Below are 16,676 nucleotides of genomic sequence, written 5' to 3'. Positions count from 1 at the left end.
CTAAGGAGACACGATGACCGTCGACACCGCATCACCCAGCGTCTTCGACGCCGACCTCCCGACACTGCACTACGACATCACCGACACCGTGCACGAGGTCGCCCCGCGCATCCACGACGTGCGCACGCGGTCGCCGATAGCCATCGGGCCGCTGGGACCCGAGGTGCTCGGCTACGAACTCGCCCGCGGGATACTTCGCGACCCCAGGTTCGTTTTCCCGCCCGGCATGCACATGACCGCTCGCGGAATAACGTCCGGCCCGCTCTATGACCGGGTCCTCGGCACCATCCTGGGCATGGAAGGCGAGGAACATCGACGGCTGCGCGGCCTGGTGTCCAAGGCCTTCACGCCGCGGGCGTCCGCGCGCATGGAAGACACCATCGACACGGTGATCAACGAGTTGATCGACCAGGTCGCCGACGCCGGCCGGTGTGATTTCGTCACCGATATCGCCCGGCCATACCCGATCCCGATCATCTGTGCGCTGCTGGGCGCGCCTCCCGAGGACTGGGAGCAGTTTTCCCTATGGGCCGAGGACATTTTCAAAATCGTCAGGCTCGACTCCGACCTGGCGAACGAGCAGCACATCGTGATGCGAGCGTGGGACGAGTTCGACGCCTACATCGACGACATGATCGCCGAACGGCGGAGCCGGTTGACCGACGACTTGATCTCTGAGCTGATCCGCGCCCAGGACGACGGCGACCGGCTGAGCAACGCGGAGATGCGGATGCTGGCGTTCAGCATCCTCAGCGCCGGCACCGACACCACTCGCAATCAATTGGCCGCGTGCACGCACGCGCTGTGTGATCATCCCGGTCAGCTGGCGATGCTGCGCGACGATTCCGGCCTCGCGATGCGAGCCGTCGAGGAATGCATGCGCCATTCGCCGGCGGTCTGCACCACCCTGCGCACCGTCCTTGACGACGTCACGTTCGCGGGGTACAGGTTTCCGGCGGGCACCTTCATTTCGGTGAATACCTTTGCCGCCAACTGTGATCCAGAGGTCTATCCATACCCGGACCGGTTCGACCTCACCCGCGAAGACCCGCCGCCCATTTTGACGTTCGGCGGCGGCGCCCACTATTGCCTTGGCGCCAACCTCGCCCGAACGGAACTCGCTGGAGCCCTCAAAGTCATCGCGCGGCGCATGACCAACCCGCGCCGAGTGGCAACCGCACGCTGGAAACCGATGCTGGGACTGAGCGGGCCGGTAGAGCTGGAGATGGAGTTCGACTAGCTCGGCGCGTCGTCCGCGGCCAGCTCGAGCACCCGGATCTCGCCGGTGGCACCGTCGACCTCCACCATGGCTCCCGGCGGCAGTGCCTTCGTGGCCCCCTGAACGTCGACGACACACGGAAACCCGAATTCGCGGGCCACCACCGCGGCGTGCGACATCGGGCCGCCGAGTTCGGTCACGACGGCGGCGGCGTAGCAGAACGCCGCGGTGTAGCCGACGTCGGTCACCTCTGCGACAAGGATCTCGCCGGGTTGCAGGTCGTCGATCGTGTCGGGCCGCACGATCCGCACCCGCCCGCGCACCCGTCCCCCGCATACGCCGACACCACGCAAAGTGTCCCCGCTGGCCAGCGCATCCGATGAGGTCGCGGTTGGCTGCCAGCTTCCGCTGAAGACCGTCGGCGGCGCCACCGCGACCAGCCGGCGTTGTTCGGCCCGGCGTCGGGCCACCAGCGCGCCCACATCCGCGGGGAGGGCATCGAGTTCGTCGACGAGCAGATAAAAGACGTCATCGGCGGCGGTGAAGAGCCCGGCCTGGACCGACCTACGTCCATATTCGCGAAGCAGCGTGCGTAGCACCCAGTTAGCCCGCACCACCTTGTCGCGGCGGACCTCGCGGTCGCGCAGTTGCTGTGTGGCCAGAACTGCAATAGGCTTGGCGTGCAACGGAATCCGGGGCCGTTGCGGCTGCGGCGCGGATGGTGCGCTCATCGCTCTGGCCACCATCCGCACGAGCAGCTCGGGGTCGTCGGCGTAGCTGGTTGAGAGCATCTCGAGCTCGGCCGGACCGCGGTGTCCGATGAGCGCCAGCTCGTCCAGCAGGGCGGCATGGAATTCCGGTGCCTCGACGGCGAGCTTGTCCAGCCGATCCCCCGGTTCGGCCAGCAGCGCAGTCACTTTCGGATCGCGCTGCGCGGCGAGCACCAACCGCTGCATCGCCTCGACCGAACGCGCACTGACCAATTCCGGTCCCCCGGGCGCGGTGATGTCTCGCCCGCACAACCCGCGCAGCAGCACGTTGAACGCCGCGCACAGCAGGAACGAGCCCGCCGCGAGCACCCAGCCGTGCACCACCTGATCACGCGCCAGCGAGATCAGGCTCAGCAGCCGACGATCGTCGAGCCCGGCGACGTCACCGTCGGTCAAGCGTTCCAGGCGATCGACATCGGCGACGAACTCGCGGGTGTCCACGGACGCGCCGGCGGACAGGCCGATCAAGTTGACGCCGAAAACCCCGATGTTGCGGACGGTCCGCAGTTGCTTGCGAACACGGCCGGTGTCGGAGTGCGGACGTTCCTCACCGAAGATCGGCAGGGCGGCCATGCTCGGACCGAAGAACCCGCTATTGCTCACCACAGTCGTGGGCTTGACGAAAGGCACCGTTTCGGCCATGAAGTGTGCGGTCGTGATCGCGCCGTAGAGCCGGTGGGCAAACACCGCGACCATGCGCATCGCGATTTCGCGCTGGATCGTCCCGCCGGGCCGCAACCGCTCGGCGACGCACACGGCACTGGCCCGCAGTCCGCGAACCGTAGCCGACGCGGACGCCGGCGAAAAGGGGCCAGGCAGCGCCTCAGACAGATTGGTGGCCAGGAAGGTGGGAAAACGCGGGTCGATCGGCGTGTCGAATTCCCCGTTATCCCCTTCTGCGCCCGCCCAAATGGGCTTGACGCCGTCGCTGCTCGGCGCGTCCACCGAAGGTAGGTCCTGGATGTTGGCCAGCCGCCACGGCAGCGATACCACCCGATTGCCCACGGTTACCCGGCCACGCACCGCCAGCGCGAAATCCTGGACACATTCGCCCGATTCCCACGCCGGCTGGAATGCCCATTCGTCTGCCAGCCGCGAGGTGTCCATAAGCGCAACCCCCCGCACCAGCCGCAGCTCCGCCGGTTCGAGGCCCAGGCGCACGACCGGGCGGCGCAGCGCAGCGGCGAGTTGCCGGAAGGTCAGTTCGCCCGAAGCGGCGAGATGCACCGGCCCACCGGCGATTTCGGCCTCCACGATGGCCCGGTTGAACAGCCGAAGCGCGTCGTCGAGGTGGACGACCTGCATGTGGCGATCGGCCGACCGGTCGGGAAACGCCGGTAACGCCAGCAGGCGCCGCACCCAATTATCGACGCTTCGCCCCAGGATCAGCGCGGAGCGGATCGCGACCCATTCCGCGCCCGATTCCGAAAGCATCTGCTCGACTCGGGCTTTGAACCGCCCTTCGGCACTGACCGGAGTCGCGGCCTCGTGTTCGGCCTTCGGCGCGGCTGTCCCGCCATACACATGGGCTGATGACGCGAAAACGATTCGCCTGGAACCGGTCTCGGCCATCGCGTCGAGCACGTTGCAAGTACCGCCGATGTTGACCTGGTCGTCGTACCCGGAACCCTTCGCCCATGCGAAGTGCGCGACGACCTCCGCGCCGCCCAAGGCGCGTTTGACAGCGCGGGCGTCACGGATGTCGGCGGCGACGAAGTCCGCTGCGCTCGGCCAGCTGTCGGGCCGATGGCGCGCGAGCCCGACGACATCGTGGCCTGCGCTGAGCAGCCGCATGGCGAGGCCGCGCCCGAGCACGCCGCTGGCCCCGGTGACCGCGATTCTCACGAAGAGCCCTCACTCAATTGCGCCGCTCCTCATCGCTGCGCTCTGCATCGTCGTCGGCGCGGCTCATGGCTATTCGTCGTCATCCAGCAGCGCGGCGTTGACCAGGTCATCGAGGTCCATGTCGGCGATGTCCTTCTCCGTGGTCACCTCGGACGGCGCGCTCCCACTGGAAGATTCGTTGGCCAGGGCCAGCAGCAGCTCCAACACGCCGGCCTGGCGCAGGCGCTTGACCGGAATCGACCCCACCACCCGCTGAATCTCGGCTTCGCCCGGTGCGGCCGCCACCGCGGGCTGGTCCGACGACCCGACCAATTCTCGATACATGTAGCCGGCCAGCGCGGCCGAGTTCGGGTAGTCGAAGATGAGCGTCGGCGAAAGGGCCAGTCCGGTCGCGGCTTTGAGCCGGTTGCGCATCTCGACGGCGGTCAGCGAGTCGAAGCCGAGTTCCTGGAACGCCCGGTCCGGGTGGATCGCCTCCGGGCTGGCGCTGCCCAGCACGGTGGCGATGTTGGCGCGCACCAAGTCCAGCAGGATGGCCTGTTGCTCGTCCTCGGGCAGCCCTTCGAGGCGTTGCAGCAGAGCGGACTTCGACTTGGCTGCGGCCAGCGAGTCATCGACCTGACGACGCGTCGGCGCGTTGATCAGATCGACGAACATCGGCGGCAGCGTGCCCCCGTCGAACTTGACCCGCAACGCCGCGAGGTCGATATGGGCGGGCAGCATGAATGGCTCGTCCACAATCAGCGCGGTGTCCATCAGGTCCAGCGCCTGGTCCGAAGACATGGCGACGATCCCGTCCCGGCCGAACCGGGCGCGGTCGGCGGCGCCCAACCCACCGGTCATGGCGCTGGCCTGATCCCACAGACCCCAGCCCAGCGAGATCGCCGGCAGGCCGTGCGCCCGCCGGTGCGCGGCCAACCCGTCCAGGAACGAGTTGCCGGCCGCGTAGTTGGCCTGACCCGACGCACCCGCGAGCCCGGCGATCGACGAGAACATCACGAACGCCGACACATCCAGCTCGCGCGTCAATTCGTGCAGGTTCCACGCCGCGTCGACCTTGGACCGCAACACGGATTCGATCCGGTCGGGCGTCAGCGAGGTCACCACCGCGTCGTGCAGGACGCCGGCGGCATGGATCACCCCGGTCAGCGGATGCTGCATAGGGATTTCGGCGATCACCTTGGCCAGGGCCTCGCGATCGGCGGCATCGCAGGCCACCGCCTCCACGTGCGCACCGGCCGCGCTGAGTTCGGCGACCAGCTCCGCGGCACCCGGTGCATCCAGGCCGCGGCGGCTGACCAGCACGAGATTCCGTGCACCGTGTCGGGTTACGACGTGACGCGCGACCGCCGAACCGGCCATGCCGGTGGCGCCGGTGATCAACACCGTGCCGGCCGTCCAGGCGTCGGGCATGGTCATCACGACCTTGCCGACGTGGCGGGCCTGGCTCAGGTAGCGCAGCGCGGCGGGTGCGCGCCGCACATCGAACCTGGTGACCGGCAACGGCCGCAGCACGTCTTCGCCGAACATGGCGGCCAGCTCGTCGAGCATCTGCGCGATCCGATCCGGCCCGGCTTCGAACAGGTCGAAGGCGCGGTAACGCACGCCCGAGTGGTCCCGGGCCACGACCTCGGGGTCACGGATGTCGGTCTTGCCCATCTCGAGGAACACCCCGCCGGGGGCCATCAGGCGCAGGGAAGCATCAACGAAATCACCGGACAGCGAGTCGAGGACGATATCCATCCCGGCCATGCCGGTCCTGCCGGTGACCGCCCGGAACTTGTCCTCGAACTCCAGGCTACGCGAGTCGGCGATGTGGTCGTCGTCAAAGCCCATGTCCCGCAGGGCGTCCCACTTGCCGCGGCTGGCGGTCGCGAACACTTCCAGACCGATGTGACGGGCCAGCTGGACCGCCGCCATCCCGACCCCACCGGCCGCGGCGTGCACCAGCACCCGCTGACCCGCCTTGGCGCCGGCCAGATCCACCAGCGCGTAGTTCGCCGTGGCGAACACCACCGACGCCGTCGCGGCGGCGGTGTGCGACCATCCGGCCGGCACTTTGACGAGCAGGCGCTGGTCGGTCTTGGCGATGGTTCCGGTGCCGTCCGGGAACAGCCCCATCACGCGGTCGCCGACCGCGAAACGCCCGTCCGGCGAGGCGGTTTCGGGGCCAGTTTCGACGACCACGCCGGAGGCCTCGATGCCCATGATCGCCTCGGGGTCGGGATAGAGACCCAACGCGATCATGACGTCCCGGAAGTTGGCCGCGATGGCCGACAGCGCAACCCGCACCTGACCGGGCCCCAACGGCGCGTCGGCGTCGGGAATCCGCTCTATCCGCAGGTTCTCGATGGTGCCGTAGCTGCTCATGCCGAGTCGCCACGGCCCGTCGTCGGGGGGCAGCAGCAGACCGCCGACGGCGCGGCTGCCGAGCACCCGCGCGGTGTAGACCGTCCCCCTGCGCAGGATCGCCTGCGGCTCGCTGAGCGCCAGAACCGCTGCTATCGCCTCGGAATCCAGGGGCGCGTCCGTGTCGACTAGCACGATCCGGCCGGGGTGCTCGGTCTGCGCCGACCGCACCAGCCCCCAGACCGCCGCGCCGGCCAGATCGGTGACGTCCTCCCCCGGCAGCGTCATCGCGCCCCGGGTCGCTACCACCAGCGTTCCGGCGGCCTCGCGCGACAACCACGACTGCAGCACGGGCAACACCGCTCGCGTCGCGGCGTACACCTCGGTGATCACGTCGCCGGACACCGGCTGCGATTCGAACAACACCGCCGGCCGCTCGTCCTCGGTGCCGTCCAATTCCGTTGCGCCCCAAGCGGACAGCGATACTGGCTGCGCCGCCGCTGACGGCTGCGCGGACCAGATGACCTCGAAGAGCCGGTCCGGTCCCGAATTCGACACGGCGGCCAGCAGCTGCTTGTCGGTGACCGGGCGGGCGACCATCGACGCCACCGAGAGCACCGGCAGCCCCAGCCCGTCGGCCAATTCGATCGACACGGTGGATGGGCTGACCGGCACGATCCGGGCGCGCACCGCGCCCGCCCCCGCGGCGTGCAACGACACCTGCTGCCAGGAGAACGGGACCAGCATCGAGCCGTCGGGCAGTTCGTCACTGTCGGAGGCCAACATGACCGCATGCAACGCCGCGTCGAGCATCGCGGGGTGGACGCCGAACCCGGCCGGCGACACCCCGGCGTCGGTGGGGAGCGACACCTCGGCGAAGACTTCGTCGCCGCGGCGCCACATCGACGTCAGCCCCCGGAACGCCGGCCCGTACCCGTAACCCCGCTCGGCCAGTTGCTCGTACCCGTCGCCGACATCCACCGGGACCGCACCCACCGGTGGCCACGCCGACAGGTCCGCGCTCGGCTGCACCGACCCCGCCCGCAGCACACCTTCGGCATGCAGCGACCAGCCCGAGCCCGCTTCGGCCCGCGAAAACACCGACACCGCACGGGCACCCGAATCATCCGGGCCGCCGACAACGACTTGAACGGCGACCGACCCACCGGCCGGCAACACCAGCGGCGCCGCCAGATTCAGCTCATCGACGATTCCGCAGCCCACCTCGTCGCCGGCGCGGATCGCCAACTCGACGAATCCCGCGCCGGGGAACAGCACCACACCTCCGACCGCATGATCGGCCAGCCAGCCCTGCGTGCCGGGCGACAGCCGGCCGGTCAGCACCACTCCGTCGGACGCAGGCAATTCCACCACCGCACCGAGCAGGGCGTGCTCACTGGCGGCCAGGCCCAGGCCCGCGGCATCGGCCGGGGCGCCGTCGGCCGCAAGCCAAAAGCGCCGCCGGTCAAAGGCATACGTGGGCAGCTCGACGAGATTGGCGTCGGAACTGGCACCGCCCAGTGTGCCGCGCCAGTCCACATCCATTCCGGCGACGTATCCCTGCGCGACGGCGTCGACCAGGGTGACGGGCTCGGGGCGGTCCTTGCGCAGCGCGGACATGGTGGTCACCGAGGCTGCCGTCGGATCGGAAGCCAGTGTTTCCTCGATTGATGCCGTCAGGCCGCTGCCCGGCCCGACTTCGAGGAAGCGGTTTGCGCCGGCCGAGTGCACGAAACGCACGCTGTCGGCGAATCGCACCGCCTCGCGCACGTGCCGCTTCCAGTACGCCGCCGACGCGAAGTCGTCACCGGCCAGCTGTCCGGTCACGTTGGACACGATCGGAATGGTGGGCTTGCCGATGGCCAGCCCGGCCGCGACGGTGCCGAATTCGTCGATCATCGGGTCCATCAACGGCGAGTGGAAGGCGTGCGAGACGGAGAGCCGGTGCACGCGGTGGCCGTCGGTACGGAGTCGGTCCGCGATCGCCATCACCGCGTCGTCGGCTCCCGAAATCACCACCGAGGTGGGCGCGTTGACCGCGGCGATGCCCACGGTGGCCTGTTCGGAGGGCACCAGCAGCGGCCGCACCTCTTCCTCGGTGGCCTGCACTGCGACCATCGCGCCACCTGCCGGCAGCGCCTGCATGAACCGGCCCCGCGCCACCACCAGCACCGCGGCGTTCTCCAGGGACAGCACGCCGGCGACGTGCGCGGCCGACAGCTCCCCGATCGAGTGGCCCATCACGAAGTCGGGCCGCACACCCCAGGATTCGAGCAGCCGGAACAACGCGACTTCCACCGCGAACAGCGCGGGTTGCGCGAACTCGGTGCTGTTCAACAGGTTTTCGTCGTGTCCCCACATCACCTCGCGCAGCGGGCGAAGCAGGTGCCGGTCCAGTTCGGCCACGACGGTGTTGAACGCCTCGGCGAAGACCGGATAGCCGGCGTGCAATCCCATTCCCATGCCCAATATCTGGGAGCCCTGGCCCGGGAACACGAAGACCGTCTTGCCACCAGGGCGTGCAGTGCCCTGGACTAGGCCGGGCATGATCGAGCCGCCCAGGTCGTCGCCGGCCAGCTCGTCCAGGCCCGCCAGCAGCCGGTCGCGGTCGCTGCCGACGACGACGGCCCGCTGCTCGAAGGCCGACCGGCCCGCGAGCGACCACCCCACGTCGGCGATGTCCAAATCCGGGTGGGCGCGCAGGTGGTCCGCCAGCCGCGCGGCCTGAGAGTTCAACGCCGACAGCGACTTCGCCGAGACCGGCCACGGCACCACCGGTGGCTTCGGACCGTCCACGACGCGCGGCGACTCGGCCGGCACCGCCTCGACGATGACGTGCGCGTTGGTGCCGCTGATGCCGAACGACGACACACCCGCCCGGCGGGGACGGCTGCCGGGCCACGCCCGCGCCTCGGTCAGCAGCGACACCGAACCGGTCGACCAGTCGACGTGCGGGCTGGGTTCGTCGACATGCAATGTTGCGGGCAGCATCTCGTGGCGCATCGCCAGGACCATCTTGATGACACCGGCCACCCCGGCGGCGGCCTGCGTGTGACCCATGTTCGACTTAATCGAGCCCAGCCACAGCGGCTCGCCGCGGTCCTGACCGTAGGTCGCCAGCAGGGCCTGCGCCTCGATCGGGTCACCCAATGTGGTTCCGGTGCCGTGGCCTTCGACGACGTCTACCTCCGCCGGCGTCAATCCGGCGCTGGCCAACGCGGCACGCACCACCCGCTGTTGCGAGGGGCCGTTGGGCGCGGTCAGACCGTTGGAGGCGCCGTCCTGATTGATCGCCGAGCCGCGGACCATGGCCAGCACCGGATGCCCCAGACGCTGCGCATCCGACAGGCGCTCCACCACGAGCATGCCGCCGCCCTCGGAGAATCCGGTGCCGTCGGCCGCGCCGGCGTAGGCCTTGCACCGGCCGTCCTCGGACAACCCGCGCATGCGACTGAACTCCACGAAGATGTCGGGCGTGGCGTTGACGGTGACGCCGCCGGCCAGGGCCAGGTCACACTCGCCCGAGCGCAGCGACTGCGCGGCCATGTGCAACGCCACCAGCGACGACGAACACGCCGTGTCCACCGACACCGCGGGACCTTCCAGGCCCAGCACATAGGACACCCGGCCCGACGCCACACTCGAGGACTGGCCGGTCAGCCGGAAGCCCTCCGCGGTCGGGGCCGCGCCCATGCCGTAGCCCTGCGTGTACACCCCGGCGAACATTCCGGTGGCGCTGCCGCGCAGCGTGCCGGGCTCAATTCCCGCCCGCTCCAACGCTTCCCAGGACAGCTCGAGGAACATGCGCTGCTGTGGGTCCATGGACAGCGCCTCGCTGGGCGCGATGCCGAAGAAGGCCGGGTCGAAGTCCGCGACCCCGTCCACGAAGCCGCCGGTGCGGGTGTAGCAGGTGCCCGGAACATCGGGGTCCGGGTTGTACACGCCGGCCAGGTCCCAGCCACGATCGGTCGGGAATTCGGAGAGCACGTCGCGGCCCTCGGTCAGCATGTCCCACAGGTCCTCGGGGGAATTCACGCCACCCGGATAGCGGCACGACATGCCGACGATGACGATCGGATCGTCGTCGGTGGCGCGAGCCACCGGGGCATGCTTGATCTCTTGCGGGACCCCGGCGAGTTGGGTGCGGATGTAGCCGGCCAGGCCGTTGGGCGTCGGGTAATCGAAGATCAGGGTGGGCGAAAGCGCCAGTCCGGTAGCGGTTTTGAGCCGGTTGCGCATTTCGACCGCGGTCAGCGAGTCGAAGCCCAACTCCTGGAACGCCTTATCGGGGTCGATCGCCTCGGCGGCGGTGTTGCCCAGCACCGTGGCGATGTGCGAGCGCACCAGATCCAGGAGCACGGCGTGCTGCTCGGCTTCGGACAGCCCGTCCAGGCGATGCGCCAGCGCCGATTTCGACTTCGCGGCCGCCAGCGAGTCGTCGACCCGGCGGCGCGCCGGGGCGTTGACCAGATCGGTGAACATCGGCGGCACCGCGACCGCGTGGGCCCGCAGCGCGCCGAGATCGATGCGGGCCGGCGCCAGGAACGGCTCGTCGACGATCAGTGCGGTGTCGAAGAGTTCCATGGCCTCATCCGAGGACAGCGCCAAGATCCCGTCGCGACCCAACCGGGCGAGGTCGGCAGCGTCCAGTCCGCCGGTCATGGCGCTGGCCTGCTCCCACAGGCCCCAGGCCAGCGAGATCGCCGGCAGCCCGTGCGCCCGACGGTGCGCGGCCAACCCGTCCAGGAATGTGTTCGCCGCCCCGTAGTTGCCCTGGCCCGACGAGCCGACCAGGCCGGCCATCGACGAAAACATCACGAAGGCAGACAGATTCAGGTCGCGGGTCAACTCGTGCAGATTCCAAGCCGCGTCGACCTTGGCCCGCAATACCGCGTCGACGCGATCGGGGGTCAGGGAGGTGACCATCGCGTCGTCCAGCACACCGGTCGCGTGAATCACGCCCGACAGCGGCCGCTGCGCCGAAATGTCGTCGATGACTTGCGCCAGCGCCGCCCGGTCGGCCGCGTCGCACGCCACCACGCGCGCCCGCGCACCCGCGGTTTGCAGCTCCGCGATCAACTCGGCGGCCCCGGGCGCGTCGGGACCGCGGCGGCTCAGCAGCACCAAGTCCTCGACGCCGTGGTGTGCCACCAGGTGGCGGGCCAACGTCGAGCCCGCCATCCCGGTTCCGCCGGTGATGAGTACGGTGCCGGATGCCAGGCCGGACGGCAGCGTCATGACGACCTTGCCGATGTGGCGGGCCTGGCTCAAGTACCGCAGCGCCGTACGGGCGCGCCGCACGTCAAAGGTCGTGACCGGCAACGGCTCCAGCACCCCGGCGTCGAACAGCCCGGCAAGCTCCTGCATCCACTGATGCATCCGGGGACGGCCGGGCTCGAACAGGTCGAAGGCGCGGTAGCGGACACCCGGGTACTCCTGGGCGACCACGCCCGGGTCGCGGATGTCGGTCTTGCCCATCTCCAGGAACACCCCGCCGGGAGCGACGAGCCGCAGTGAAGCGTCGACGAATTCGCCGGCCAGCGAGTCCAGCACCACGTCCATGCCGCGGCCGCCGGTGACCGCCCGGAACTTCTCCTCGAACTCCAGGCTGCGCGAATCCGAGATGTGATCGTCGTCAAAGCCCATGGACCGCAACGTGTCCCACTTGCCGCGGCTGGCGGTCGCGAACACCTCCAGGCCCAGATGCCTGCCCAGCTGCACCGCGGCCATGCCGACACCGCCGGCCGCGGCGTGCACCAGCACCCGCTGCCCGGGCTTGACGTCGGCCAGGTGGATGAACGCCATGTAGGCGGTGGTGAACACCGCCGAGATGCCGGCGGCTTCGGCGTAGGACCAGTGGGCGGGCTTGTGCTGCAGCAGGCGCACGTCGCCGGGCACCAGCGTGCCGCTGCCGTCGGGGAAGAAGCCGTACACCGAATCGCCGACCGCGAACTCGGTGACTCCCGGCCCGACTTCGACCACCACACCGGCGCCTTCGCCACCGAGCAGGGCGTCATGGGTGAACATGCCCAGCGTGATCATGACGTCGCGGAAGTTGGTGGCGATGGCGCGCAGGGCCACCCGAACCTGGCCGGGCTCCAGCGCGGCGCCGGCGTTGGGAACCGGCTCCAATTGCAGGTTTTCGAACGTGCCCGCGCTGCTGATTCCGAGCCGCCAAGGCCCGTCCGCCGGAGGCGTCATGATCCCGTCCACCGCGCGACTGCCGCGCACCCGCGCTATATAGGCCGTGCCGTCGCGCAGCAACACCGCGGGCTCGCCGACCGCCAGGACGGTCGCGATCGCGTTATCGTCAAGCGCCGCATCGGAATCCACCAGCACGATCCGGCCGGGATGCTCGGTCTGCGCCGACCGCACCAGCCCCCATACCGCCGCACCTGCCAGATCGGGTACGTCCTCACCCGCCCATCCCATCGCTCCGCGGGTCGCGACGATCAGCACCCCGGAGTCGTGCTCGGTCAGCCACGACTGCACTGCCGCCAGCGCCCGATGCGTGCGCTCATACGATCCGGAGACCGGATCTTGATCGGCCGCAACGGATTCGAACACCGCGTGTGCGGGCGGCTCGGTGCCGGCGGCCGTCGTCGCGGCCGGCGACCACGCCAGCTCGAACAGCCGGTCCGGACCCGAGGCCGACACCGCCGCGCGCAGTTGCCGCTCGCTCACCGGACGCGCGACCATCGCCCGCACCGACAGCACCGGCAGTCCGAGCGCGTCGGCCAGTTCGATCGAGACCGCCCTGGAGGCCGCGAACGTGGACTCCGACGCCGATGCCGGCGCGATGCGTGCACGCACCGCGGACGCGCCCGCGGCGTGCAACGACACGCCCTGCCACGAGAACGGCAGCACCACTTCGTCGGTCTGGCCGGTGATCTGGTGACTGACGACCAGTGCATGCATGGCCGCATCAAGCAGCGCCGGATGGACCCCGAAACCGTTGACGCCGCCCGCGGCGTCAGGCAGCCGCACCTCGGCGAACACCTCGTCGTCGCGCACCCACGTCGCGGTCAGTCCCTGGAATGCCGGGCCGTAGCCGTAGCCGAGCTCCGCCAACTGCTCGTAGCAGTCGGCCGCGTCGACCTTGACGGCGCCCGCCGGCGGCCATGCCGACAGATCCGCACCCGGCTCGACCGAGCCGGTGCTCAGCGTTCCTTCCGCGTGGCACGCCCAGCCGGAGCCGGCGTCGGGGCGCGAAAAGATCGACACCCCGCGCTGGCCGGATTCTTCGGCGGGACCGACCACCACTTGCACGGCGACCGATGCCGACCCGGAATCCTTGGCCGGCAACATCAACGGCGCCTGCAGCGTCAGTTCGTCGACCGTTGAGCAACCGACCTCGTCGCCCGCGCGAATCGCCAGTTCCACGAAGCCGGACCCGGGGAACACGATCGTTCCCGACACGGCGTGATCGGTCAGCCAGCCCTGCCGGCTCGGCGACAGGAGGCCCGTCAGCGCCACCCCACCCGACGACGGCAGCTCGACGACCGCGCTCAGCAGCGGGTGCTCGCTGGTGCCCAAGCCCAGGCCCGAGGCGTCCGCCGCGATGCCTTCGCCGGACAGCCAAAACCGGCGCCGGTCAAAGGCATACGTGGGCAGCTCGACGAAGCCGGCGCCGTCCAGCGCACCGCGCCAGCGCACGCTCACTCCCGCGACGAACGCGGTGGCGGCCGACGTCAGGAACCGGTCGAGACCGCCGTCCTCGCGGCCCAGGGTGGGGATGACTGTGACTTCAGCGGCCTCGGCGCCACTGCTGACATGGTCGTTGGCGGTGTCCTCGATGCCCGCGACCAGCGCCGGATGCGGACTGGATTCGATGAACGTCCGGTATCCGTGCTCGCACGCGCTGCGCACCGCCTGGTCGAACTGCACGGTCTGCCGGATGTTGCGATACCAGTAGTCGGCGTCCAATCCGGCCGTGTCCAAACGGTTTCCGGTGACAGTGGAGAAGAACGCGATGCGCGAGGAGCGCGGCTCTATGCCGGCCAGCACCTCGGCGAGGTCGGCGCGGATCGCCTCGACCTCAACCGAGTGCGAGGCATAGTCCACGTCGATGCGCCGGGTCCGCAGCTCGAGGTCGGCGCAGAAGCCGACGAGCTCGTCGAGCGCGGCCCCCTCACCCGACACCACGACGGCCGAGCGGCCGTTGACGGCCGCGATGCTGACTCGATTCCCATAGGGCGCCAACAACTCCCGGGCCCGCTCGGTGCTGCAGGCGATGGACAGCATCCCACCGGGGCCGGCCAGCGCCGTCAGCAGCTTGCTGCGCAACGTGACCACCCGGGCCGCGTCCTGCAGCGACAGCGCCCCGGCGACGTAGGCGGCGGCGATCTCGCCCTGCGAATGCCCGATCACCGCGTCCGGGTTCACGCCGATCGACTTCCACAGTTCGGCCAGCGACACCATCACCGCGAAGAGCACCGGCTGCACGACGTCGACGCGGTCCAGTCCCGGAGCATCAGGGGCGCCGCGCAGCACGCCGGTCAGCGACCAGTCGACGAATTCTGCGAAGGCCTCCTCGCATTCCCGGATCTGTTGGGCGAATACCGGTGCGGTATCCAGCAATTCAAGCGCCATGCCCTGCCATTGGGAGCCCTGGCCGGGGAAGACGAACACGGTCTTGCCCGCCGGCGTCGCGGTGCCCCGGATGACCGATCCGGTGGTGTCATCGTTGGAAAGCTCGTCCAGCCCGGCCAGCAGCCGGTCACGGTCACCGCCGACAACGACCGCGCGGTGCTCAAATGTCGCGCGGCCCCCCAATGACCAGCCGATGTCGGCGATGTCCAGATCATTGTGCGCGCGAACGTATTCGGCCAACCGCGCCGCCTGCGCCGCCAACGCCGACGGCGATTTCGCCGACACCGCCCAGGGAACCACCGGCCGGACCGGTCCGCCCTCCCGTGCCGGCGCCACCGGAGCGCCCTCGACGATGACGTGCGCGTTGGTGCCGCTGATGCCGAACGACGACACGCCCGCCCGGCGCGGCCGCTCGGCGTTCCAGGGTTGCGCCTCGGTCAGCAGCGACACCGAGCCCGCCGACCAGTCCACGTGCGGACTCGGCGCGTCCACGTGCAGGGTCGCGGGCAGCGTCTCGTGGCGCATCGCCTGCACCATCTTGATGACGCCGGCCACACCGGCGGCGGCCTGCGTGTGGCCCATGTTCGACTTGATCGAGCCCAGCCACAGCGGCTCGCTGCGGTCCTGCCCGTAGGTGGCCAGCAGGGCCTGCGCCTCGATCGGGTCACCCAGGGTGGTTCCGGTGCCGTGGCCCTCGACGACGTCCACGTCGGCCGCGGACAACCCGGCGTTGGCCAGCGCCGCACGCACCACTCGCTGTTGCGACGGACCGTTGGGCGCGGTCAGCCCGTTGGAGGCGCCGTCCTGATTGACCGCCGAGCCGCGGACCACGGCCAGCACCGGGTGCCCCAGCCGCTGCGCATCCGACAGGCGTTCCACGACCAGGATGGCCCCACCCTCGGACCAGCCGACGCCGTCGGCCGCGCCCGCGTAGGCCTTGCATCGTCCGTCCGGCGCCAACCCGCGGTGCCGGCTGAACTCCACGAAGACCGTCGGCGTCGCGTTCACGGTCGCGCCGCCGGCCAGGGCCAGATCGCACTCCCCCGAGCGCAGCGACTGCACGGCCATGTGCAAGGCCACCAGCGACGACGAACACGCCGTGTCCACGGACACCGCGGGGCCCTCGAGGCCCAGCACGTAGGACACCCGCCCCGAGGCGACGCTGGAGGTCATGCCGGTGAGCCGGTAACCCTCGATCTCCTCGGCGAGCATGCCGTAGCCCTGAACGATCAGCCCCGCGAACACGCCGGTAGCGCTGCCGCGCAACCCGCTCGGGTCAATTCCGGCCCGCTCCAATGCTTCCCACGACAGTTCGAGCAGCATCCGATGCTGGGGGTCCATCGCGAGCGCCTCGCTGGGCGCGATGCCGAAGAAGGCCGGATCGAAGTCCGCGACGCCGTCCACGAATCCGCCGGTGTTCACATAGCACTTGTGGCGCGCGTCGGGGTCGGGGTCGTAGAGGCTCGCGACGTCCCAGCCACGGTCGGCGGGGAACTCCGAGATGACGTCACGGCCGTCGGCGACCATTTGCCACAGCGCCTCCGGGCTGTCGACGCCACCCGGGAAGCGGCACGACATACCGACGATCGCGATCGGTTCGTTGGACCGCTCCAGCAACGCCCGGTTGGTGCGCTTCAGGCGCTCAACCTGGACCAGCGCTTTACGCAGCGCTTCGGTCGCATGCTGGAGTTGATCAACCATCACAAACCTCACCTAACGACGTACGGCCGTCTTTCACCGCCGGATGCGGTTTTCGCCGAGTGACGGAATTTGCTGCACGAGGCGACGCCGTTTCCCGTTCGACCAGCGTCGTGCTGCTCTCCGACCCAAGAATATTGCTGGTGAGTATGGCCAACTCCGACTGGATTTCAAAACGTCCGCTGCTCCCGACTGCTACGGGA

3 protein-coding genes are annotated in these 16,676 nt (G+C 69.6%); 1 reads left to right on the top strand and 2 read right to left on the bottom strand.

The genetic code is table 11. From position 1 onward, the window contains the following. The first annotated feature begins 13 nt into the window (after window positions 1–13). Window positions 14–1,240: a cytochrome P450 gene (locus A5760_RS13575; RefSeq protein ID WP_064881523.1), complete on the top strand. Its 1,227-nt coding sequence runs from the start codon at window positions 14–16 to the stop codon at window positions 1,238–1,240. On the opposite strand, the gene A5760_RS13570 is transcribed toward A5760_RS13575, so the two are convergent. Continuing rightward, complete coding sequence (locus tag A5760_RS13570; protein WP_064881521.1) at window positions 1,237–3,834, bottom strand: sugar epimerase family protein; 2,598 nt, start codon at window positions 3,832–3,834, stop codon at window positions 1,237–1,239. The genes A5760_RS13575 and A5760_RS13570 overlap by 4 nt on opposite strands. Before the next feature lie 69 nt (window positions 3,835–3,903). Then, window positions 3,904–16,476 carry a type I polyketide synthase gene (locus A5760_RS13565; RefSeq protein WP_064881519.1) on the bottom strand — a complete coding sequence of 4,191 codons (12,573 nt, stop codon included), beginning with the start codon at window positions 16,474–16,476 and terminating at the stop codon, window positions 3,904–3,906. Between the last annotated feature and the right edge of the window lie 200 nt (window positions 16,477–16,676).

The organism is Mycobacterium colombiense (assembly GCF_001665835.1).
Classification (GTDB): Bacteria; Actinomycetota; Actinomycetes; order Mycobacteriales; family Mycobacteriaceae; genus Mycobacterium; species Mycobacterium colombiense_A.
This window is presented reverse-complemented; position numbering and strand designations above follow the sequence as displayed.